Source organism: Bradyrhizobium sp. 137, from assembly GCF_023074095.1.
Taxonomy (GTDB): Bacteria; Pseudomonadota; Alphaproteobacteria; order Rhizobiales; family Xanthobacteraceae; genus Bradyrhizobium.
In genome coordinates this window covers 17,619-39,272 of sequence record NZ_JADPKU010000011.1, presented here as the reverse complement: position 1 = coordinate 39,272, position 21,654 = coordinate 17,619, and the positions used below count along the sequence as shown (strand labels likewise).

Genomic DNA, 21,654 nt, shown 5'->3' with positions numbered 1-21,654 from the left:
AGAAGACGTTGTGCCGGCGGCACTTAGCTACTGTGCATGGGGTTGTTTTCGCAGTTTTGGCAGCGCCTCAACCTTCATCCAGCAACTCTGCTCGGGTACCGCTGAAGATGACGTCAAGCTGCGGTCGAAGGACGACGCCGACAGACCGCGTGCCTGCCCTGCTTCCGGTGCCCGTGCTGACGAAGGCGCAAGCGCCCTTACCCCTCGTCCAGCACCTCGAACAACTCCTCAACCCGCTCGAATGGCGCATCGCGCATCGGGCTGTAATAGACGACGCGATCGCCGTCGCGCTGCAGCGACTTTCCCCGCGACTTCCGCAAGCGCCCGGGCAGGAATGTCGCGGCGACCGCCCCGGGGCCGACGTCGAGGCGGATGATGCCTCTGCGCTTGCATTCGATCCTGAGCCGAGCTGCGCCGAAGAAGTCGCGCGCGACATTCGGCAAGGGGCCGAAGCGGCGCGACGTTTCCTCCTCGAGGTCGTCGAGGTCGTCTTCGTCATTGCATCGTGCTGCACGCGCGTAGAGCTCGAGCCGCACCGGCTCGGACTGCACGTAGCTGTCGGGAAGCATGTCCCCGACCGGCAAATTGAGGTCGGGCACCCACACCGGGGCCCGCCCCTCGTCGACCTTCTCCGAGGCCATTTTCAGCAGGTGACTGTAGAGCACGGGCCCGAACACCTGCACGTGGCCGGATTGCTGCTCCGAGAACAGGTCTCCCGCGCCTCGCAGATCGAGGTCGCGCTCGCTGATGGCAAAGCCGGCGCCGGGCCGACTGAACTCCTCGAGCACTGCCAGGCGCTTCTCGGATTGCCCGGACTCCGTCTCCGTCAGCAAATGGGCGAAGGCGCGGATGCCGCTGCGGCCGACCCGCCCGCGCAGCTGGTGCAGCTGCGCAAGGCCGAACTTCTCCGGCCAGCACACCACGATGGTGTTCGCACGGGGAATGTCGAGGCCGCTCTCGACGATGTTGGTCGCGAGCAGGACGTCGGCCCTGCCCTCGACGAAGCTCATCATGCGGTCGTCGATCTCGTCGGCCGCCAGCCTGCCGTGCAGACACACGATGCGGAGGTCCGGCGCCACCGCCTGCACCCGCGCCAGCATGGGATCGAGATCCTGAATGCGCGGACAGATCAGAAAGCTCTGGCCGTGGCGCCGCTGCTCGCGCAGCAATGCGTTGGCGATGGCAGCATCCGACAGCGGTGCGATTCTGGTTGCGACCGGCAGCCGATGAACCGGTGGCGAAGCGATCACGCTGAGATCGCGAAAACCGGCAAGACCGGCGGCCAGCGTCCGCGGGATCGGCGTCGCGCTCATCATGAGCACATGTACATTCTTGGCGAGGCCGGAGAGCTTTGCTTTTTCGGCGGCACCAAAATGCTGCTCCTCGTCGATGATGACGAGGCCGAGATCATCGAACTTCACGTCCTTGCCGGTGAGCGCCTGCGTGCCGATCACGACCTTGATCCGGCCGCTGCGCAGTCCCTCCCTGGTCTCGCGCAGCTCAGCGCCTGACGTCGCGCGCGACAGGTTGCCGACCTCGATGCCGAACGGGGCAAAGCGCTTCTGGAACGTCGCGACATGCTGCCGGGCCAGCACCGTCGTCGGCACCGCGATCGCCACTTGCTTGCCCGACAGCACCACGGCGGCCGCCGCGCGCAGCGCCACCTCGGTCTTGCCAAAGCCGACATCGCCGCAGATCACACGGTCCATCGGGTGACCGGACGCGAGATCGTCCAGCACGTCGGCGATCGCCTTGGCCTGGTCGCTCGTGGTGAAATACGGGAAGCGCGCCACGAATTTCTCGTAGGCCGATCCCGGCGGAACCAGCTTTTCGGCGCGCCGCCGGCGGCGCTGGCTGATGTGCTTGGCCAGCACCTTGCCTGCAAGCTGGATTTCGCGCTCGGCCTCGGTGCGGCGCGCCCACCACGTGCTGCCATCGGCCTTGTCGAGCGCCAGCTTGCCGAGTTCGGTTGCGTAAGGCCACATCAAAGCGAGATCGGGCGGCGGTACGAGCACCGCATTGTCGCCCGCGAACTTGAGGCGGATCATCTCTCGCATTGCGCCACCGCCCGTGTTCACCGTCTGCAAGCCATCGAGCACGGCAAGGCCACGCTGGAGATGGACGACCACCGTGCCCTGCTCCGGCACGTCCGGATGATCGAAGGCTGCACTCCAGGCGCGTGCCATCGGCTGGGGATGATGCGCCCGGCTGCCGAGCACGTCGGATGCCGTGACGACGGCAAGAGGCTTTTTCCCCGGCAGGACGAAGCCGGCATCGAGATCGGCCAGCAGCGCCGTCTCGCCGTTGCGCCCACTCGTCGCCTCGTCCCAGTCCTCGCAGCGCTGCGCCCTGACGCCGCTCATCCGCTCCATCACGCGTAGATCGTCCTCCTGCGCGGCGACGAGGATCAGGCGCGAACCGGCCCGCCGCGTTTCCTCGACGAAGGCCCGAAGTGCTTTCCTTGCGGATGTCAGCTTCGAAAACTCCGGCGTGGTCTGGAACGGCGCCGCCCGCGGCAACACCTTCATGCCCTTGGCGAGCCGTTTCCAGTCACCTCGGCCCAGATATTCGCGCTCCCGCTCCGCACGTGGCGCGGCTTCCTCGATCGTGCTCAGCCAGGCGCCGGCGTGCAATGGGACCCCTGCATCGGCGATCCATTTGGCACGCCCGCAATAGTCGAACAGGCTCGCGCGCTTGCCGCGCTTGCCGGCAAAGCCAAGGCGCTCCGACATGGGATCGACCAGAAGTTCGCTGGTCTCGAATATGATGTCGTGCTCTTTCGGATCGAACGCCACGATCCGCCTGATCGCGCGATCCGAATGCTCGATCCGGAATGGTCCCAGCGCGCCTGCGGGAAATATCTCGAAGGTCTGGCCGTGAAACAGCGCCCCGCCCGGATAGTCGGGCTCGTCCTCGAGATCGTATCCCAGGGATTGGAGGCGCGCCTCGAGGTCCTGCTCGGAAAACGCGCCGCCCACCTTCAAGCTCACGCTCAAGCGCGACAGGTTAGCCGGCGGCGGCAGGCGCTCCATCACGGCTTCCGCCGTTGAAACCAGAAAGAGCGGCTTCTTGGATCTTGCGAGGCGCCTCAGGACCGAGGCTCTGCGCCCCGCGAGTTCGTGGGACGGCTCCAACTGATCGAACGGCAAGGTGTTCAATCGCGGAAACACCAGCACCTCGCAGGAAGGGTCGAGCGCGTGGATGACGCTGCCCAGCCGCTCCGCCCGGTTCTCGCTCTCGGCAAGAAAAACCAGACCGCTGCGTCCGGACTGCTTCCATTGTGCCAGCAGATGCAGAGCCATCATACCGAGGGGCGAGGAAGACGAGATCGTTGCGCGCTGCGCCCGCTTGCTCTTCTTAGGCGACTTTTTAGTCGCCCGCGCGTTTCTGGAAAGCCTCACTTGAATCCGTCTCTGATCGTCAACCGCCGGCAACTGCACGCGAGCCGCTCGCATCTCGATTCGGCTGCTTGCCGCTATGCATATGGGATTTGCCCCGCGAACGCACGCTCATGGGCAACGTCGGGGGCATCATCGTGATCCCGGCAATTTGGCCGTTGTTCGCCCAGCAGATCGGAACTGGCTCCGTTCCGACGCGTAAATGCGGACCCTGCTCTCGATGCGAAAGTCAATGCGATGGAGAACGCTCCACGGATCCAGCAGGCACGAAAAAACCCCAGCGCTTGGAGCCACGCTGGGGCGTTTCGTTCAAAATGAATCGGTTAAGCAATGACGTCCTCATAGCAGCGATTCCGCCGGGCGTTTGTGAACTGGTTCACACCCCTTGCGGCATCCAAATCAAACGACCTCGGGGAAACCGAGGTCGCCAACCTTTGTGGGGAAAGGTTTTCTCTCAGGCCCGGGGCTTTTGGGGTTGGGGATGGGCCGAGAGCCTGGATTCTACGCTCGGCAGGCGGAGTCGTTCCAAAGCGGCGGGCTAGATATCGATCGGCGCGGACCGTGCATTCAACGCCCAACTGCTCCGGATCGGAGTACCGCATCTTCGGATTTGAGCGCCCACACAGCGCGAGCTAGGATGCCCGCTTTTACGGAGGCGCATTTTGAAACCATTCATTTTCTTCATTGCGGCCATCGCACTGCTTGCGACGGCTCCTGCACGCTCACAGGCGCTGGTCGACCCAAGCAAGGTCGCCCCCGAATATCGGGAGGCGGCCGAGAAGCGCCGGGCCGAGCAGCTGCGGCAGCGCGAATGCGCGATGAAGGCGGATCTCGAGAAGGTGCTGCCGAGGGATCGCACCGCCTATCTCAACCGTTGTCTGGACACTATGGCGGCCAAGCAATAGCGCTGATCGAGCCAATTGATCGGTCGGGGCCGCTGCGGCGGCGCGATGACGGCTGCGCGCATTCTGCGAGCACCGGCCCACTTACCCGCATCGGCTGCGACAAAGCCCGTCGACCGACTCCCGAAGGCGCTTCAGGCTTTCTTCAGACCTTTGAGATCACCTGAACATCCATTTTCAATAGTTGATCGCGCATGAATTTCGTCCAGATTCAGTGCACACGCTGCAAGGATGTGTTTCGCGATCGCGCCGGCCGGTTGCAGGACGGCTATTCCAGGCAATGTCCGAGCTGCGAGGTGGTGCTGTTCTTCGCAGAGGACTCCCAACACCCCTTCATCAAGCGCGCGATGCGCAATGCGCGCAAGGCTCGCAAGGAGCAACGCGAGGCCGATGTGATCAGGCTCGCTGCGCCGGAGTCGCGAGCAGCCCGGTCGAGGTCATCCGCCGCGCGGACACGACCTGCGGGGCGAGAGGATTAGCTCACCGCCGCGACTTTCTCGGAAACAGGCGGTCGCGGATGTAGCGTGAGGTCGGCGTCAGGCGGATGCCGCGGGGCTTCTGCCAGGCGGCGCGGTCGATCTCCTTCTTGTCACCAATCGCCAGCCTGCCCTTGGCGTCCTTGGCGATGAAGATTGCGTCGCTCATCTTGCGGCCGGAGCGCTTGTTCCTGGCCTTCACTTCCTTCCAGAGACTGATCCGGCCGAGCTTCAGCTTGGGCAGCTCCTCCTTGATCTCCCGCCGCAGGCAGTCCTTCTCGGATTCGCGCGCGCGCTTGCGCCCGCCCGGGAACATCCAGAGGCCGTCCGACCGGCGTCTGACCAACAATACCTTGCCGCGCCTGGCGGCAACCAGCTTGGAAGACTTCGCCATCACTGCCGTAGATCGAGACCAGAATCGTCCAGATCGTAACTTGTCTAGTCGGATAGACAAGTTCGGGACGCATCTTGATCAGAGGCCGCGGAGCCGTTGGCTCCTGGTGCGACACGGCGGGCCGGTCGCACCGGCGAGCGCAAGGTCAGCCCTTGCCCGCCTCCGTCCTGTCCTCGGTCCTGATCCAGGCCATCATCATCTCCCACGCCACCGACAGGATGATCGGACCGATGAACAGGCCGACGATACCATGGGCGAGCGTGCCGCCGATTACGCCGACGAAGATCACGATGGTCGGCGTGGTCAGGCCGCGCCCCATGACGAGCGGCTTCAGCATGGTATCGATGAAGCCGACCAGGACGAGAAACACGGTGAGCAGCAGCGCCGTGGTGACGTCCTTGGCGGTCCAGATCCAGATGATCACCGGCAGCAGCACGAGGAAGGCGCCGATCTGCACGATCGAGAGCAGCAGCACAATGAAGGCGAGAAGGCCGGCGCTGGGCACGGCTGCGAGCTTGAAGCCGAAGCCGGCGAGCAGCGCCTGCACCACTGCGACGCCGATCACGCCTTGCGCTACGGCGCGGATGGTCGCGCCCGCGAGCTCCAGGAAATGCTCGCTCTGTTCGGGTACGATGCGAAACAGGAAGCTGCGGCCGGCTGCAACCAGCTGCGGGCCGTGCGGAAACAGGAAGCCGGCAACGAACACCGACAGTAGGAATTGGACCGTGCCGAGGCCCGCATCACCCGCGAGCGACAACAGCGGTCCCGCCAGCGGCTGGAGATAAGGCGCCACCTCGCGCAGCACTGCGCGGATGTTGGTGTAGGCCTGGTCCCAGAGGTCATAGAGCCACGGACCGACCAGCGGCCACGATTTGAGCTGCTCCGGCGCCGATTGGAGCGCCAGATCGCCGGTGCCGAGCTGGTGCGCCAGCTCCCGCACACCGTCCACGGCGCTGAGGCCGAGCCAGGTCGCAGGGCCGATGACGATGCCGAGCGTGATCAGGGTCAGGATCGCTGCCGCGGTTTTCGGCCTGCCGCCGAGGATCTTGGCGACCAAGCTGAAGGCCGGATAGAACGCGACCGCGAGCACGCCGCTCCAGGCCAGGATCGGCACGAACGGGCGGATGATCAGGAAGGTCCAGATGATCAGCAGGGCGAGCAGGCCGAGCCGGATCACGAGCTGGATGATATCCTCACCCGTCAGGAGCTGACGGAGACTTTTCACGGCTAATGCCTTCCTTGCGACATGAACGCAACTTGCGGCGCTTGCGCGGCCTAGCCGTTATTGCCAGCAACAAGCCGGGCGTCAAGGCGACCGGTTCCCGCAACATCCGCTGACTAGGAACGCATCGGACCTACCGGCATTTTGAGGACGATGACGGCCGGTCCCAGAGAGCCTGATGCACATGCGGGGATTCACCGCGGCGTCCACTATTCGCTGAAGCGGAATGCCGCGCCGGGCTACTGGCGCTATGCCTATGCGATCGGCGACAGGGTGCGCTCCGGGCGCGTGCAAGGCAAGCTGCCGCTGCTCGCCATCAGACGCGTGCAGATGCGCATTGATCGGGACTTGCGGCCTGGCTTGGCTAACGTCCGTTAACCGGATTTCCCTGGGCCAGTTTACGCCGCTGCAAAAGCCCGTGGCTACCGTGGGTTGAGGTCCTCAAAGACATTCTGTGCAATGGCCAATAGCATCTGGACGATCGAAGAATTCACCTGCCGGGGTTGCAGCATGACCTACGCCGCGACAAGGGAGGAACATGATGACGCGCATGCCGGCAGCTTCAAATGCAGCATCTGTAGCAGCGTGGTGCATAGCTGGTCGGGCAAGCATCACTTCTTCGGCTGGGAAGCGGTGAAGTCGAAACCGCCGCTGTTCGGACGGCGCTGGGCCGGAGCTGGATGATCGGCTGAGCCGCCGCGTTCCCTGACCGATCGAACGATCGTGCCTGGACACAGCGGCAGCGAAATTCGTAGCCGGGTATCGACCGAATTGCGCCAAGGGTGTTTGGACTCCGTTCACTGATCGCCGTTAGATCAGGACAGATCCTCCGCGCCGAACATCCGCCATGGCCGACCTCAACGCCGTCCTCACCAGGCTCAACGACCGTCTGCTCCGCCTCGAGGGCGAGCTGTTCGTGCTGCGTTCGCTGGCACGCGCGACGCTGACGGCGGGCGATGATCATGCGGTGCGCATGCGCAAGCTGGTCGAGGCCGCAAAAGTCGCACTCGATGACGAGGCCAAGCGTCCGCTCGACAAGCCGACGCGCAAATATGTCGATGCGGCGACCGCACTGGTGGAAGAGCTTCTGGTCGAGCCGACTCCGGCGCGGCCGCTATTCACGGTGATCGACGGCGGCCGGCGCGACTGAACGGGTCAGGTCGGCTGGCTGGTGCCGGCCGTGTTGGAATCGCCCGCCTTCAGCCGGCTGAGGCCCGCTTCGATGGTTGCGATCTCCTCGTCGATCTGACCGATGGGCAGGCTGAAATCATAGCCCGACCTGCTCTTCAGATCGACCGCGAGCCGCTGCCTGTGCATCATCAGCTCGTCGAGGCCGCGTCGGTTCTTCAGTCGGACATAGATGTCGACGATCTGCTCAATCGCGCTCGGCATGAGATTGGTCCCGGCGAAAAGGCCGGCGCGGCGCACCTACGCCGGCGGAACATTCTCGGTCGCGGTACGCAATACAAATCCGCGACGGATTCGTCGATACGCCAAGCTGGTTGATAACGTATTACCATCAGATGATTTCGCGATGCGCGGTATGAAAAAGCCGCTGGCGATCACGCCAGCGGCCAAGCCGGTTTGAAAACGGATGCGGGTTGAAATGTCGCCAGCCCCGATTTGTGCATGCTCTTACGACAGATGGAAGATCTCTTCTGTCTACAACGAAACACAAGAGCCGGCTTGCCCACATTTCCCATCCGACCGTGGCACCACGGCAACGCTGGTGGCTGCACAATCGCTGAGTTCATCGCGCCCTCACCCGGTGCATTGTTGATAACCCGCGCAAACGCGGCCTGGGTGGTGACAGGACGTCCGGACGTGTTATCGGGGGATAACGCAGCTGCGAGACGGATCGGATACCCATGCGCATTACCCTCGTCGGCTCCCGCCATTTCGGCGTGACCACCCTGAACATGCTCCGGGAGCACGGCGTCTCGATCGCGCGGGTTGTGGTGGCCGATGCCGAGGATCGCCTCGCCGCCACCGCCAAGGCGGCCGGCATCGAGGTGGTGGTCCAGGCCAATCCGAAGCTGGTGGTGGCCTCCGAGATTGCCTCCGATACCGATCTGATCATCACGGCGCACAGTCACGCCCGGATCGGCAGGGACGCGCTCGCCGCCGCCAAGCTGGGCGGGATCGGCTATCACCCTTCGCTATTGCCGCGCCACCGCGGTAAGGCCGCCGTGGAATGGACCATCAAGGAAGGCGATCCGATCGCCGGCGGCACGATCTACCACCTCGCCGACCGCATGGACGCGGGCGCCATCGCCGCCCAGGACTGGTGCTTCGTCAAGAAGGGCGAGACGGCGCGGGAGCTCTGGGAACGCGCGCTGGCGCCTCTCGGCCTCAAGCTACTGGCCGACGTGATCGATTATGCCAAGGTCCACAAGACGCTGCCGGCCAAAGTTCAGGACGAGCAGTTCGCGACCTTGGCACCAAGTCTCTCCTGACGTTTACCCTTAACGCGAGTCCGCGTTGATTTTGCAGCGGAAATCGGAGCACCAAGACTCAAATAAACCATTGTTTCCACAGGAACAATTTTCGATTTGGCATCGCAACAAATTTCCGTCACATTTGGTGCGAATAAACGTCAGCATATCAGACAAATTCGAGGACGGATTTCATGCGTTTAGGTCGCATTGCGGTGTTGTGTGCCGCTTCAGTTGTCGCCGGCACCCTCGCCGCTCCCGCCTTCGCCCAGAGCCCCTATGACGGCAATTGGCAGGTCACGATCGTGACCAAGAGCGGCTCCTGCGAACCGACCGCAAGCTCCATGCTGACGGTTGCCGATGGCAAGATCACTGCGCCCGGCGCTAACGTTTCCGGCACCATCGGTCGTGAGGGACTTGTGAAAGTTTCGATCAATGGTGCATATGCCAACGGTCAACTCAACGGCAACGCCGGATCGGGGAAGTGGAATGGAGCATCTGCAGGCATACCATGCAGCGGGCGGTGGGAAGCATCGCGCCAATAAACCAACTGAGGCTCGCGCCAGAGGCCGGCGGCTGCTGATCGCGGCCGCCATTTTGTTTGTGGCGAGCATCGCCCGCACTGAAAGCCAAGCCCAGTCCGGCCCGTTTGCCCCGATGGCAGGCACCTGGAGCGGCAGCGGTACCGTCATCCTCGATGATGGCTCGACCGAGCGGATCCGCTGCCGGGCCAAGTACACCCCGATCGGCCCGACCATGGAAATGTCGCTGACCTGCGCCAGCGACGCCTACAAGTTCAATCTCGGGGCCAGCGTCAAGTCAGAGGGCAGCGCCATCACCGGCAGCTGGTCCGAGGCCAGCCGCAATATCAGCGGCTCGCTCCAGGGCCGCGGCGGCGGCGGAAACTTCGATGTGGTCGCCTCTGCCGCCGGCTTCAACGCCAATATCGCGCTGAAGACGAGTGGCAACAAGCAGACCGTCACGATGCGCGCCGATAGCCAGTTCCGCGGCGCCAACATCTCGATGTCGCGCTGAGATAGCACGTTCAAGACAGTCGACCCGGCGACCTCGCCGGGTCGACTTTTTATGCCTGCGGCACGAACGCCGTGACCTCGATCTCGACCTTGGCCCGCTCGTCAACGAGACCGCCGATGTAAAGCAGCGTCGAGGGCGGGAAGTTGCGTCCAAGCGTTTCCTTCCAGCCCGCGCCAATGCCGGCCCCGGCGGCCTCATACTCGCTGCGGCTGGTCAGGTACCACGTCAGGCGGACGATGTGCTCGGGGCCCGCGCCGGCCTCGCCCAGGAGCTTGATGATCCGCTTCAGAGCTGTCGCAACTTGCGCCGCCATGTCGGGCGCGTAGTTGCCGCTCTCATCGCCGCCGGTCTGCCCGGCCAGCACCACCCAACGCCCCGGCCCGTCGACGAGGACGCCATGGGAAAAGCCGCGCGGTTTTTTCCACTCGGCTGGCTGCAAGATACGCATGAGCGAAGACCTCCCGATTTTCTCGTCGTTCGCTGACGCCTTAGCACGCCGACCTGCATCGCTGCATCCGCAGATTTGGCCGTTGCAAACGGCGGCGATGTCGCTGATACCGGCCGTCCTTTCAAGATTCCATTCTCCAGCATCTGCCCTCAATGAGCACGACACCGTCAAAAACGATGGCCGCACTGTGGATGGCCGGCTGGCTGTCGCTGATGCTGGTGATGGCGGTTGCCGGGCGCGAAGCCACGCGCGAGCTGAACGTTTTTCAAATCATGGAAGTGAGGTCGCTGCTCGGCTTCGTGCTGCTCTCGCCGATCATCTACCGCGCGGGCGGTTTCAAGGTGCTCAAGACGTCGCGCCTGCCGCAACATATCGGTCGCAACCTGGTGCACTATGTCGCTCAGCTCGGCTGGTTCTTTGCACTGACGCTGATCCCGATCGGCCAGGTGGTCGCGATCGAGTTCACCATGCCGATCTGGACGGCGATCCTGGCGGCGAGCTTCCTGTCCGAACGCATGACGCCTTGGAGGATTGCGGCCATCGTGCTCGGCCTTGTCGGTGTGATCGTCATCGTCCGTCCCGCCGCCGGCGAGATCAATCCGGGGCAGCTGATCGCGCTCGGCGCTGCCGTCGGATTTGGCGTGTCAATGGCGCTGGTTAAATCCCTGACGCGCACGGACAGCGCGCTGTCGATCCTGTTCTGGATGCTGGTGGTGCAGTCGGTCGCAGGCTTCGCTCCGACGCTGTTTGTCTGGACTTGGCCATCGGCCCATGTCTGGGCCTGGGTCGGCGTGATCGCCGTCTGCGGCACGTTTTCACACTATTGCCTCGCGAGCGCGATGCGCTATGCGGACGCGACGATCGTGGTCCCCATGGACTTCCTTCGCGTTCCACTAACCGCGACGGCTGGCTGGCTGCTGTATTCCGAGCGGCTCGACGCCTGGACGGTCCTCGGCGCGGCGCTGATCCTGTGCGGCAATCTCCTGAATTTGAAGCCGGCTCCGCCCGTTCCCGCCCGCGCGCAGTGAACCTTGCGCTGCCTTGCGCGACAAAACGAAGTGGCCGTGTGATTTGGATCACGTTCGGGAAGCATTCCCATCGTGCACATTCGGCCACACAGCAGCGGTTTGGACGCGACTTACTGCCGTTTTGGTGGCGCGGAGTCGGGCACTTCGTGTAGGTTCGTTGCCAATTTGTTGCTGCCTACAATTCGATTCTGTTGGGGATCTCAGATGCGCTATTTCACCCTCCTCGCTTCGCTGATGTGCATGGCCCTGTCGATCAGTGCCGCGAAGGCCGACCGCCGCGTCGCCTTCGTCGTCGGCAACGGCAACTACAAGAACGTCGCGCAATTACCGAACCCGCCGATCGACGCCAAAGCGATGGCGGCGACGCTGCGCAATGTCGGCTTCGAGGTGATCGAAGGATCCAATCTCAGCCGCGACCAGATGACGGAGAAGCTGCTCGACTTCGGCCGCAAGGCGCAAGGCTCCGACATCGCGCTGTTCTATTATGCCGGCCACGGCATCGCGGTCAGCGGCACCAATTATCTCCTGCCTGTCGACGCCGACATCAAGTCGGAGATGGACGTCAAGCTGGGGGCGGCCATCAACATCGACCTCACGCTCGAGCAGACCATGGGCGATGCCAAGGTCAAGCTCGTCTTCCTCGATGCCTGCCGCGACAATCCGTTCGCCGCCAAGATCAAGTCGAACTCGGCGACCCGCAGCGTCAACGTCCAGAGCGGTCTCGCCGAGATGAAGTCCGGCGAAGGCACGCTGATCGCGTTCGCCACCGGTCCTGGCCAGACCGCCCTCGACGGCCAGGAGGGCAACAACAGCCCGTTCACCCGCGCGCTGATCGACAACATCACCAAGCCCGGGGTCGAGATCCAGCAGGCGATGACGTCGGTGCGCGCCCAGGTCAATGAAGAGACCCGCAAAGGCCAGCTGCCCTGGGGCCACACCAACCTGACCGGCTCCGTCTATCTCAACCAGGCCCCCACGACCCAGGTCGCCAACGCGGCTCCGACCGCGGCTGGCAGCGTGCCAATAGCGACCGGCGGCGGCTCGGACGGCGTCGAGCTCGAATATTGGCGCTCGGTAAAGGAGTCCAACAAGCCGGAAGAGCTCAACGCTTATCTTGCCGCCTATCCGAACGGTCAGTTCAAGGCGCTGGCGCTGGCACGCCTTGCTGCGATCAAGAGCGGCCCCTCGACCGCGACCCGCACGCTCACTGCTGGCGTCGATCCCGCGACTTTTACCGACGAGGCCACTCAGCTCACCGAGGACCAGATCGGCCTCGACAAGAACCAGCGCCGCGACGTGCAGCGTCGCCTCACCGGCCTCGGCTTCGACACCAAGCAGACCGGCGTATTCAGCGATGAGACCCGCGCCGTGCTCAAGCGCTGGCAGGCCGCGCGCGGCTATCCTTCCTCCGGCTACCTCAATAAGCACCAGCACAAGGCCCTGCTCTCGGAGATCGTGGCTGCACCGCCGACCGCCAGTGATAACAGCCAGAAGGCGGCTCGGCGTGCCAGCGCTCCGGCACCCAGCAGTGCGCCGGCACCCGCTCCCCAGCGCAGCAATCCAGGCGACGCTGCCGGCGCGGCCTTCGTGGGTGGCGTCGTCGGCGGCATGATGGGCGGCATGTTCCGCCGCTGAGGCGCGAAGCCAATCAAAGCAAAAGCCCGGCTCAGGCCGGGCTTTTTCGTTGCGAGTTCCTCATCCCGAGGAGCGCGCCATAGGAGCGCCTCTCGAAGCATGAAAGGCCCGGAGGCCTTCATCCTTCGAGACGCTTGCCGCGCAAGCTTCTCAGGATGCGGTCCGCTGCCTGGGCTGCGGTGCCTACTTCCCCGCGGCCTTCCGCAGCGCCTCGTTGATGCGGTCCTGCCAGCCCGGCCCGCCCTCCTGGAAGAACTCCAGCACGTCCTGGTCGATACGCAGCGTGACCTGCTCCTTGATGCCGGGAACGGCGGTTTGCTTGGGCGGCGCCACGGCGGCCTTGGCTGTCACCTTCTTGAACGCCGCCTCAGCTTCCGTCCTGGCGTCGCCAAGCGTACGCGGCCGTCTTGGTTGATCCGCCATATCCTAGATTCCCTCAAACAGAGCCGTTGAAAGATACCGCTCGGAGAAGGACGGCACCACCGCCAGGATGGTTTTTCCCGCAGCTTCGGGGCGCTTGCCGATCTGGAGCGCCGCCGCGATCGCGGCGCCCGAGGAGATGCCGCCTGGAATGCCCTCATGCCGCGCCAGCGCGCGGGAGGTCTCGATTGCCATGGTCGAGTTGATCTTGACGATTTCGTCGATCACGGAGCGATCGAGGATGTCGGGGACGAAGCCGGCACCGATGCCCTGGATCTTGTGCGCGGTGTGCTGGCCGCCTGAGAGCACCGGGCTCTCCTCCGGCTCGACCGCCACCACCCGCAAGGATGGTTTGCGCGGCTTCAGCACTTGGCCGACGCCCGTGATGGTGCCTCCGGTGCCGACCCCGGCGACGAAGATATCGATGCGGCCCGCCGTGTCATTCCAGATCTCTTCCGCCGTGGTGCGGCGGTGCACCTCGGGATTGGCGAGGTTCTTGAACTGCTGCGGCATCACCGAGTTCGGCGTCGTCTTCAACAGTTCTTCCGCGGCGGCAATGGCGCCCTTCATGCCCTGGGCTGCCGGAGTCAGCACCAGTTCGGCACCGAGAAAGGCCAGCATCTTGCGCCGCTCGATCGACATCGACTCCGGCATTACCAGCTTGAGCCGGTAGCCGCGCGAGGCCGCGACGAAGGCAAGCGCGATTCCGGTATTTCCGGACGTCGGCTCGATCAACACGGTGTCGGGCGTGATGATGCCCGCCTTCTCCATGGCGATGATCATAGCCGCACCGATGCGGTCCTTCACGCTCGCGGCCGGGCTGAAATATTCAAGTTTTGCCAAAATGGTCGCATTCACGCCGTGCATGCCGGGCAGTCGCTGCAACCGCACGATCGGCGTGTCGCCAAAAGCCTCGACGATCGAGTCATAGATCCGGCCGCGACCGGGCTGGTGCGCTGCACCCGTGTTGGACGATGCGTCCATGATGAACTCCCTGTGGCGACGATCTGCGCTTCTGTCGCGGCTCTTGCGCAGTTACGGACAGCTTGCGGCGACACGCAAGCGACAATGCAGCACATGTTAAATACGCTGCATCGCAAAATCACGTGAGCTGCCAATATCAGAAAACCAACGCATTTGTGTTGCGACCTCGTCAAGCGCATCTGCTTATGTTAGACTTAAGTCTCAAGCAGGGAGAGGTCACCACGATGTCAGCGATTGCTGAAGTGTTGTCGACCGTCGCGCTCAACCGCGATCCGCGTTGCAGCGAGTTGCCCACCTGTCCGGTCTGCGCCGACTCCATGGTCGCCGCCGAAGCATCCGCCTACGTCTCGGACCGCGTGATCAGCTATCTCTGGACCTGCGATAATTGCGGCTACGGCTTCGTCACCAAGCACGCCATCAAGCAGCGGTTCGTATGCAACTGATCGTGGAGTTGCTCTAGCGCGGGGCGATGTCGCCCCTCGCCCAGTCCTCACGCGTAAGCTGATAGAACTCCTCGAACTTGCCCTGTGCGATCGCAACCCTGATGCCCTGCATCAGGGTTTGATAGTAAGCGATATTGATCTCGGACAGCAGCATCGCCCCGAGCGTCTCGCCTGCCTTGACGAGATGATGCAGATAGGCGCGAGCGCAGCTGCGCGTCGAGGGCCATGAGCTCTCCTCATCGAGCGGACGCGGATCTTCGGCGTGGCGCGCGTTGCGCAAATTGACCTGGCCGAAGCGCGTGAAGGCGACGCCGTGACGGCCATTGCGCGTCGGCATCACGCAATCGAACATGTCGACACCGCGCTTGACCGCCTCGAGGATGTCGTCGGGCGTGCCGACGCCCATGAGGTAACGTGGGCGCTCTTGCGGCAGCAGCGAGGCGGTCTCGTCAATCATCGCCAGCATCACCGCCTGCGGCTCGCCGACGGCAAGGCCGCCGATCGCATAGCCGTGGAAGCCGAGCTCGACCAGGCCTTGCGCGCTTGCATGGCGAAGCTGCGGCACGTCGCCGCCCTGCACGATGCCGAACAGCATGTAACCAGCGGGCGCGCTCTCGAAGGCCCGCTTGCTGCGCTCGGCCCAACGGAGCGACAGGCGCATCGCCCGCTCGATGTCATCACGCTCGGCCGGTAGCCGCACACATTCGTCCATCTGCATGGCGATGTCGGAGCCGAGCAAGCGCTGCACCTCGATCGAGCGCTCCGGCGACAGCTCGACCTTGGCACCGTCGATATGCGAGCGGAAGGTGACGGCGTGCTCGCTGACCTTGCGCAGATCCGCCAGCGACATCACCTGGAAGCCGCCGGAATCCGTCAGCATCGGCCCGTTCCAGCCGGTGAAGGTCTGCAAGCCGCCAAGCGCCGCGATCCGTTCGGCGCCGGGCCGCAGCATCAGATGATAGGTGTTGCCGAGCACGATGTCGGCGCCGGCGTCGCGCACCTCGCGCCAGTGCATGCCCTTCATGGCACCCGCGGTGCCGACCGGCATGAAGGCCGGCGTCCGCACCACGCCGTGGGGCGTCGTCAGGCGCCCGCTGCGCGCGGCGCCATCGGTACCGAGCAACTCAAAGTGATTGGGAAGATCATTGTCGGGATTCATGGCGGTGCTTATTGCGTGTCGGAGGACGTCAATCAACCCGCCCGAACCATGCCATGGCCGGCCAATGGCTCAACTGGGAGGACTTGAGCGATATCGAGGTCCGCGGCTCTTGTTAAACAAAACGATACAGTATAGTTTTACTGTGGAGGCTGGACGAGAATGCCGCGGCAGATTTGCCGGCGGCCGTATGAGTGTGATCGCCCGCCACCGACGATGCCCTACCCTTCAAGTTCGACTGACATGTCCGCCCCATCGCAGGGCTGGACAAGGCCGATAGGCGCCCGCCTGGGCGGAGTCCTGGTCTTGACGTGCAGCCTGGCGCTCGGTGCCTGCACGTCCCTGCCCCGCACGCCCTACACGGCCGCTGAAGCCAGCACATCGCGCGTGCTCGACATCGATGGGCTCCGGCGCTACGCCGACGAGCCCGTTACGAAATTCAGCTTCGAGAAAGACAACAGCACCGCGACCAAGACCTACCTGGCGCTATCCGGCGGCGGTGCCGACGGCGCCTATGGCGTCGGCGTGCTGAACGGCTGGACCGCGTCCAGAACCCGTCCCACCTTCTCGGTCGTCTCGGGCGTCAGCACCGGCGGCCTCATCGCGCCGTTTGCATTCCTCGGCTCGCAATATGACGACACGCTGAAGGAGGTCTACACCAGCGGCATCGCCGAGAGCCTCCCTGAAGGATCCCAGCATCATGCGGGTGCTATTCGGATCCGGCCTGTTCGGCAACACGCGGCTGCGCGAGCTCGTCGCCCGCTATGTCGGACCCGAGATCATGGCGCAAGTCGCGCGCGAGAATGCCAAGGGCCGGAAGCTATTGGTGGTGACGACCGATCTCGACACCCAGCGGACCGCGATCTGGGACATGGGCAAGATCGCCGCGGTCGGGACAGCCGAGGCGCTAAAGCTGTTTCGCGACGTGATGGCGGCCTCCGCCAGCATTCCGCTGGTTTTTCCGCCGATCATGATCGACGCCGAAGGCCAGGGCCGGCGTTTCCAGGAGATGCATGTCGACGGCGGGGTGACGGCGCCGGTGCTGACGTTGCCGGAAGCCCTGCTGTTCCAAGGCAGCCGCCTGCCGGGCAACACGAAGATGGACATCTACATTCTCGTCAACAAGAAGATCGAACGCAATTTCGAGCTCGTCTCCAACAGCACCATCGACGTCGCCTCGCGCAGCCTGTCGTCGATCACCCAGTCGCAGACGCGCTCGATCATTTTCTCCACCTATGATTTCGCCAAGCGCAACCGCCTCGGCTTCCATCTCTCCTACATCGCGCGCGACTATCCGGCGGCGCCCTCGGAAGGCTTCGATACCGCCTACATGCGGGCGCTGTATCAGTACGGACATGACAAGGCGGCTTCCGGCCAGGCGTGGACTTCGACGCTTCCGTGATCCCTCATGACGGAACGAGGCCACAGGGAAACCGTTGATGACACGGCCAAATCGGCCAGATTCGCGATGACGCCCCCGCTGCTGCGCGATATAGAGCGAATGACTGATATCGCGATCGCGCAGGAATCATTGGGCATGGGATTGACTGCGACCAAGACCAGACCGGCTGCGCCACGGCGCGAGGTGCCGAAATCGCGCGGCGGCCGGCCGACGAAGACCGCCGCGATCGAGCGCGATCAGCGGCTGATCGAGGTCGCCACCCGCCTATTCCTCGATCGCGGCTTCGACGCGACCTCGCTCGACGCAGTCGCGGAAGCGGCCCGGGTCAGCAAGCCCACAGTCTATTCCCGTTACGGCGACAAACGAGGGCTGTTTGCGGCCGTGCTGAGGCGCGAGATCGCACGATGGCTTGCACCGTTGTCGGCAGCCGCGGAGACGCAACTCTCTAGCGCCGCGAACATCTCGGTCGAGCAGCGGCTGGTCGAGATCGGGCGCGAGATGCTCACATTCACCTGCGGTCCCGACGCCGTCGCCTTCAGCCGCATGATGACGTCACAGGCCATCAACTTCCCTGACGTCGCCAAGCTCGGCAAGGAGGAAGGCTGGCTCAAGGCCGTCGCCACCACGGCGCGCTTCTTCGATCACCTGGTGGCGCAAGGCGCACTTGATGTCGAAGACACCACCATTGCAGCCGAGGTGTTTCTCGACGTGGTCGTCGGGCACACCCACCGCATGGCGACGTTCGGAACGGCGCTGGAGCTAAAACCTGCGGAGAAGCGCATGCGTGCGGCGATCAAGCTGTTCCTGGCCGGCGCGCTGGGACCCGCCGACCGCGTCCAGAGCGCCGCAAAGAGCACGCCGCGGCGCCCGTCCCGCTGACAATTCCGTGAGCTCGCGATCAAATCCCAAAGAACCCGTGGCTCGGCCATTGACCAAATGAAACGATACGGTATGGTTTTGTTATAAGGCGAGACGGACCGCTTTTTCACCAGCCCCAAGGAGGTCCGTACCGCTTCGATCGTCGCGCCGGGTACAGCCCGATGCGGCGCTCCGCGGCCGACCGGTGCCCAAGGTCGGCCGCGAATTCTTTACGATTCCGGCACACTCGCTGGCCGAGGGTTTCGAGCATGACGACAGCCAAACGATGGACCTCGCAACTGCTTGCGATCGCCTTGCCCGCGCTGCTCCTCGCGGCACCGGCACAGGCGATCATGACCGCAGGCACGCCGACCGCGCTTCACAGCGACACAGATGGTGATGCCGAAGCGGACCGCCAGGCGGTCAGCCGCGAGATCGAGCGCTTCCGCAGCTCGTCGATCTCGATCAGCCAGGCCATGGCGATTGCAGAAGGCCGACACGCCGGCGCCACCACGGCAGATGTGAGTTTCGATGGAGCCTCCGGCGCCCCGGTCTACCGGGTGAAAACCCTGCACAATGACCGGATCTGGCGCCACACCATCAACGCGTTGACCGGAGAGCTCGTCGGCGGGGAAGCCGCCCTCCCCCTCGCCGAGCTCGACCATGAGGACCGTGACAACCTCGCAGCGCTCGGCGCGATCAGGCACCGCCTCGCCGACGCCGTGCGCGTCGCCGAACGCGCAGCCTCGGGCAAGGCAATCAGCGGCGGGCTGGTGCGCGAACGCGGCCGTCTCAATTTTGCGATTGTCGTGATCAGCGGCGACGACCTCAAGGAGGTCATCCTGGAGCCGCCGGGCGCGCGGGCCAAATAGCGGCGGGCCCGGCCCCGGCATCGACCGGGGCGGAAAGCCATTGACGGCTGCAAGACTCTCCCGCATAAGTCGCCGCCATGTTCGCGACCACCAAACGCACGACCAAAACCACCACGGCCTCAGGGGCCCGGGGAGGCGTGCGCGCGTAGGTCGTCGACTTAAACGCATCAGCTCTACCGAAGCCCCGCCCTCGATGGTCCGGGGCTTTTTTGTTGTCTAAATTCTCAATGCAATGGAGGACAAAGTGAGTAACGATCCCGTCGTCGCAATTGTCGGCGTCACCGGTGCGGTGGGCGCCGAATTCATCGCCACCATGGACAAGCGCGGCTTTCGCGTCGGCAAGCTCAAGGCGCTGGCGAGCGCCCGCTCGGCGGGCAAGACAGTGTCGTTCCGCGGACAACAGGTTGTCATCGAGGAATTGACCGAGCGCGCGTTTGACGGCGTCGACATCGCCCTTTTCTCCGCCGGCGGCAGCATCTCCAAGAAGTTCGCGCCGATCGCGGTCAAGGCCGGCGCGGTCGTGGTCGACAACTCCTCCGCCTTCCGCATGGACCCGAACGTGCCGCTGGTGATCCCCGAGATCAACGCAAGCCGCATTCGTGATCACAAGGGCATCATTGCCAACCCGAACTGCGCCGCCATCACGGCGCTGGTGCCGCTCTGGCCGATCCACCAGAAGAATCGCATCAAGCGGGTGATCATCTCGACCTATCAGGCGGCTTCCGGCGCCGGCGCCGCGGCGATGGAGGAGCTCGTCGAATCCACCCGCGCCAATCTCAACGGGCAGGTCTATACGCCCAAGGTGATGCCGCACCCCTACGCCTTCAACCTCTTCAACCACAACACCGCGGTCGATCCTGAGACCGGCTACAATGATGAAGAGACCAAGGTCATCAAGGAGACCCGCAAGATCTTCGAGGATGAGACCATTGCCGTCGGCGTCACCTGCGTGCGCGTGCCGGTGCTGCGCGCCCATTGCGAAGCCATCACCTTCGAATGCGAGAAGCCGATCACCGAGGACCAGGTCCGCGCCATCATGGCGCAGGCGCCCGGCGTCAAGGTGATCGACGACCGTGCCAAGAACTACTTCCCGATGCCGATCGACGCCTCGGGCCAGGACGACGTCCTGGTCGGCCGCATCCGCAAGGACCTCAGCGACCCCACAGGACATTCGATCTCGATGTTCGTCGCGGCCGATCAGCTGCTCAAGGGCGCGGCATTGAATGCTGTACAGATAGCGGAGCTCTTGCCGCAGCGGGCGATGGCGTAGCGGTCTCGTAGGGCGGGCAAACCGAAGCGTGCCCACCAATCGACCTCAACTATGCAGATCGATGGTGGGCACGGCGCTCTGCGCCTTTGCCCACCCTAGGGCAGTGTTGTAGCCCGCAAGAGCGCAGCGAAATGCGGGAAGCCGCAAGGCAGGAATTCCGGATTTCGCTTCGCTCATCCGTCTTAGGGCTCTGCCCGGAACAGCAAACACGCATCGCCATACGAATAGAACCGGTAGCCGCTCCCGATGGCGTGCGCATAGGCTCGCTTCATCGTCTCCAGACCCGCAAACGCTGACACCAGCATGAACAGCGTCGACTTCGGCAGGTGGAAATTGGTCAACAAAATATCGACCGCGCGAAAGCGATAGCCGGGGGTGATGAAGATCGAGGTCTCCGCCGCGAATGGCAGAATGGTGCCATCCTCGCTTGCCGCGCTCTCGAGCAGGCGCAACGACGTGGTGCCGACGGCGATGATGCGGCCGCCGTTCTTGCGCGCGGTGTTGAGCCGCTCCGCCGTCTCGGCCGAGATCGTCCCCCACTCGGCATGCATCTTGTGGCTCTCGGTATCGTCCACCTTGACCGGCAGGAACGTCCCTGCCCCGACATGCAGCGTCACGCGGTTGATGCCGACGCCGTGCTCGCGCAGCACCTGCTCCAGCGCGGGCGTAAAATGCAGCCCGGCGGTCGGCGCGGCGACGGCGCCTTCGTTCGCCGCGAACATCGTCTGGTAGTCGGCAAGATCCTGGTCATCAGGCGTACGCTTGGAGGCGATATAGGGCGGCAGCGGCGGGCTGCCGAGATCGGCAATGGCCTGGTCGAGCGTGGGCCCGTGGAACGAGAACGACAGCGTCACCTCGCCTTCGCTGCCCTTGGCCTCGACCTCGGCGTCGAGATGGCCGAGCAGGCAGACCTTGCCTTCATTGCCGAAGCGGATGCGGTCGCCGGCTGTGAGCTTCTTCGCCGGCTTGACCAGCGCCTGCCAGCGCGAGCCGTCGAGACGCTTGATCAGTGTCGCCTCGATCTTCGGCTCGGTCTCGCGGCCGATGCGGCGGCCCTTGAGCTGCGCCGCGATCACCTTGGTGTCGTTGACGACGAGCTGATCGCCCGGCTTCAGCGATTGCGGCAGGTCGGAAATGGTCTGGTCGCGCAACGCGCCATTCTCGACGACCAGCATCTTCGCGGAGTCGCGCGGGCTCGCCGGACGCAACGCGATACGCTCGGGCGGCAGGTCGAAATCGAAGAGATCGGTGCGCATGTCGAGTTCAGCGCCGCACA

The 21,654-nt window shown here is 64.1% G+C and carries 23 protein-coding genes and 1 pseudogene; 15 read left to right on the top strand and 9 right to left on the bottom strand.

Annotation, left to right across the window (positions count from 1 at the left end; genetic code table 11):
* Positions 1-197 precede the first annotated feature (197 nt).
* Positions 198-3,305, bottom strand: coding sequence for a DEAD/DEAH box helicase (locus tag IVA78_RS02150; protein WP_247279871.1), 3,108 nt, complete (start codon positions 3,303-3,305; stop codon positions 198-200).
* Positions 3,306-4,060: 755 nt separating this feature from the next.
* On the opposite strand from IVA78_RS02150, the gene IVA78_RS02145 reads away from it, so the two are divergent.
* The gene (locus tag IVA78_RS02145; protein ID WP_247279872.1) at positions 4,061-4,303 is read left to right on the top strand and encodes a hypothetical protein; all 243 of its coding nucleotides are present in this window, start codon (positions 4,061-4,063) and stop codon (positions 4,301-4,303) included.
* Between the two features lie 477 nt (positions 4,304-4,780).
* Here IVA78_RS02145 and IVA78_RS02135 read toward each other — a convergent pair whose 3' ends face one another.
* The gene (locus IVA78_RS02135; protein ID WP_247279874.1) at positions 4,781-5,170 is read right to left on the bottom strand and encodes an NUDIX hydrolase; all 390 of its coding nucleotides are present in this window, start codon (positions 5,168-5,170) and stop codon (positions 4,781-4,783) included.
* Positions 5,171-5,315: 145 nt separating this feature from the next.
* Positions 5,316-6,395 (bottom strand): AI-2E family transporter, encoded by a 1,080-nt coding sequence (locus tag IVA78_RS02130; RefSeq protein WP_247279875.1) that lies wholly within the window; start codon positions 6,393-6,395, stop codon positions 5,316-5,318.
* Positions 6,396-6,545: 150 nt separating this feature from the next.
* Between IVA78_RS02130 and IVA78_RS02125 the strand changes: the two genes are divergently transcribed.
* From IVA78_RS02125 to IVA78_RS02115, 3 genes are all read left to right on the top strand, one after another.
* Positions 6,546-6,770, top strand: a complete 225-nt coding sequence (locus IVA78_RS02125; protein ID WP_247279876.1) for a hypothetical protein — start codon at positions 6,546-6,548, stop codon at positions 6,768-6,770.
* An 81-nt stretch (positions 6,771-6,851) separates the two neighbouring features.
* On the top strand, positions 6,852-7,076 hold the full coding sequence (locus tag IVA78_RS02120) for a hypothetical protein (RefSeq protein WP_247279877.1): 225 nt from the start codon (positions 6,852-6,854) through the stop codon (positions 7,074-7,076).
* Between the two features lie 163 nt (positions 7,077-7,239).
* On the top strand, positions 7,240-7,542 hold the full coding sequence (locus tag IVA78_RS02115; RefSeq protein WP_247279878.1) for a hypothetical protein: 303 nt from the start codon (positions 7,240-7,242) through the stop codon (positions 7,540-7,542).
* A 5-nt stretch (positions 7,543-7,547) separates the two neighbouring features.
* Here the strand turns inward: IVA78_RS02115 and IVA78_RS02110 are convergent, their stop codons facing one another.
* Positions 7,548-7,784: a hypothetical protein gene (locus IVA78_RS02110; protein WP_247279879.1), complete on the bottom strand. Its 237-nt coding sequence runs from the start codon at positions 7,782-7,784 to the stop codon at positions 7,548-7,550.
* Between IVA78_RS02110 and IVA78_RS02105 the strand changes: the two genes are divergently transcribed.
* From IVA78_RS02105 to IVA78_RS02090, 4 genes are all read left to right on the top strand, one after another.
* Positions 7,783-7,980 carry a hypothetical protein gene (locus tag IVA78_RS02105; protein WP_247419438.1) on the top strand — a complete coding sequence of 66 codons (198 nt, stop codon included), beginning with the start codon at positions 7,783-7,785 and terminating at the stop codon, positions 7,978-7,980. The genes IVA78_RS02110 and IVA78_RS02105 overlap by 2 nt on opposite strands.
* Before the next feature lie 280 nt (positions 7,981-8,260).
* Positions 8,261-8,848: a formyltransferase family protein gene (locus IVA78_RS02100; protein ID WP_247279880.1), complete on the top strand. Its 588-nt coding sequence runs from the start codon at positions 8,261-8,263 to the stop codon at positions 8,846-8,848.
* Between the two features lie 173 nt (positions 8,849-9,021).
* The gene (locus tag IVA78_RS02095) at positions 9,022-9,372 is read left to right on the top strand and encodes a hypothetical protein (RefSeq protein WP_247279881.1); all 351 of its coding nucleotides are present in this window, start codon (positions 9,022-9,024) and stop codon (positions 9,370-9,372) included.
* Positions 9,317-9,862, top strand: a complete 546-nt coding sequence (locus IVA78_RS02090) for a hypothetical protein (protein ID WP_247279882.1) — start codon at positions 9,317-9,319, stop codon at positions 9,860-9,862. Before IVA78_RS02095 ends, IVA78_RS02090 begins: the two co-directional genes overlap by 56 nt.
* A gap of 49 nt (positions 9,863-9,911) precedes the next feature.
* On the opposite strand, the gene IVA78_RS02085 is transcribed toward IVA78_RS02090, so the two are convergent.
* Positions 9,912-10,310 carry a RidA family protein gene (locus IVA78_RS02085; protein ID WP_247279883.1) on the bottom strand — a complete coding sequence of 133 codons (399 nt, stop codon included), beginning with the start codon at positions 10,308-10,310 and terminating at the stop codon, positions 9,912-9,914.
* 152 nt (positions 10,311-10,462) lie between these two features.
* Here IVA78_RS02085 and IVA78_RS02080 point away from each other — a divergent pair, with 152 nt between their 5' ends.
* Positions 10,463-11,338: a DMT family transporter gene (locus IVA78_RS02080; protein ID WP_247279884.1), complete on the top strand. Its 876-nt coding sequence runs from the start codon at positions 10,463-10,465 to the stop codon at positions 11,336-11,338.
* 204 nt (positions 11,339-11,542) lie between these two features.
* Positions 11,543-12,973: a caspase family protein gene (locus IVA78_RS02075; protein ID WP_247279885.1), complete on the top strand. Its 1,431-nt coding sequence runs from the start codon at positions 11,543-11,545 to the stop codon at positions 12,971-12,973.
* Positions 12,974-13,156: 183 nt separating this feature from the next.
* Here the strand turns inward: IVA78_RS02075 and IVA78_RS02070 are convergent, their stop codons facing one another.
* Both IVA78_RS02070 and cysK read right to left on the bottom strand, forming a co-directional pair.
* Positions 13,157-13,396 (bottom strand): BrnA antitoxin family protein, encoded by a 240-nt coding sequence (locus IVA78_RS02070; RefSeq protein WP_247279886.1) that lies wholly within the window; start codon positions 13,394-13,396, stop codon positions 13,157-13,159.
* A gap of 3 nt (positions 13,397-13,399) precedes the next feature.
* Positions 13,400-14,377, bottom strand: a complete 978-nt coding sequence (cysK, locus tag IVA78_RS02065; RefSeq protein WP_247279887.1) for a cysteine synthase A — start codon at positions 14,375-14,377, stop codon at positions 13,400-13,402.
* Positions 14,378-14,601: 224 nt separating this feature from the next.
* Here cysK and IVA78_RS02060 point away from each other — a divergent pair, with 224 nt between their 5' ends.
* Complete coding sequence (locus tag IVA78_RS02060) at positions 14,602-14,820, top strand: hypothetical protein (RefSeq protein ID WP_247279888.1); 219 nt, start codon at positions 14,602-14,604, stop codon at positions 14,818-14,820.
* A gap of 13 nt (positions 14,821-14,833) precedes the next feature.
* On the opposite strand, the gene tgt is transcribed toward IVA78_RS02060, so the two are convergent.
* Positions 14,834-15,979, bottom strand: coding sequence for a tRNA guanosine(34) transglycosylase Tgt (gene tgt / locus IVA78_RS02055; protein ID WP_247464042.1), 1,146 nt, complete (start codon positions 15,977-15,979; stop codon positions 14,834-14,836).
* 240 nt (positions 15,980-16,219) lie between these two features.
* Between tgt and IVA78_RS02050 the strand changes: the two are divergent.
* The 4 genes and pseudogenes from IVA78_RS02050 (at position 16,220) to IVA78_RS02035 (ending at position 20,378) form a co-directional block, all read left to right on the top strand.
* Positions 16,220-17,378, top strand: a pseudogene (locus IVA78_RS02050) (patatin-like phospholipase family protein).
* Between the two features lie 135 nt (positions 17,379-17,513).
* Positions 17,514-18,257, top strand: a complete 744-nt coding sequence (locus IVA78_RS02045) for a TetR/AcrR family transcriptional regulator (RefSeq protein WP_247419704.1) — start codon at positions 17,514-17,516, stop codon at positions 18,255-18,257.
* Positions 18,258-18,505: 248 nt separating this feature from the next.
* The gene (locus IVA78_RS02040) at positions 18,506-19,108 is read left to right on the top strand and encodes a PepSY domain-containing protein (RefSeq protein WP_247450247.1); all 603 of its coding nucleotides are present in this window, start codon (positions 18,506-18,508) and stop codon (positions 19,106-19,108) included.
* Between the two features lie 232 nt (positions 19,109-19,340).
* On the top strand, positions 19,341-20,378 hold the full coding sequence (locus IVA78_RS02035; protein ID WP_247419425.1) for an aspartate-semialdehyde dehydrogenase: 1,038 nt from the start codon (positions 19,341-19,343) through the stop codon (positions 20,376-20,378).
* A 182-nt stretch (positions 20,379-20,560) separates the two neighbouring features.
* Here IVA78_RS02035 and queA read toward each other — a convergent pair whose 3' ends face one another.
* The gene (queA, locus tag IVA78_RS02030; protein WP_247279892.1) at positions 20,561-21,634 is read right to left on the bottom strand and encodes a tRNA preQ1(34) S-adenosylmethionine ribosyltransferase-isomerase QueA; all 1,074 of its coding nucleotides are present in this window, start codon (positions 21,632-21,634) and stop codon (positions 20,561-20,563) included.
* Positions 21,635-21,654 lie beyond the last annotated feature (20 nt).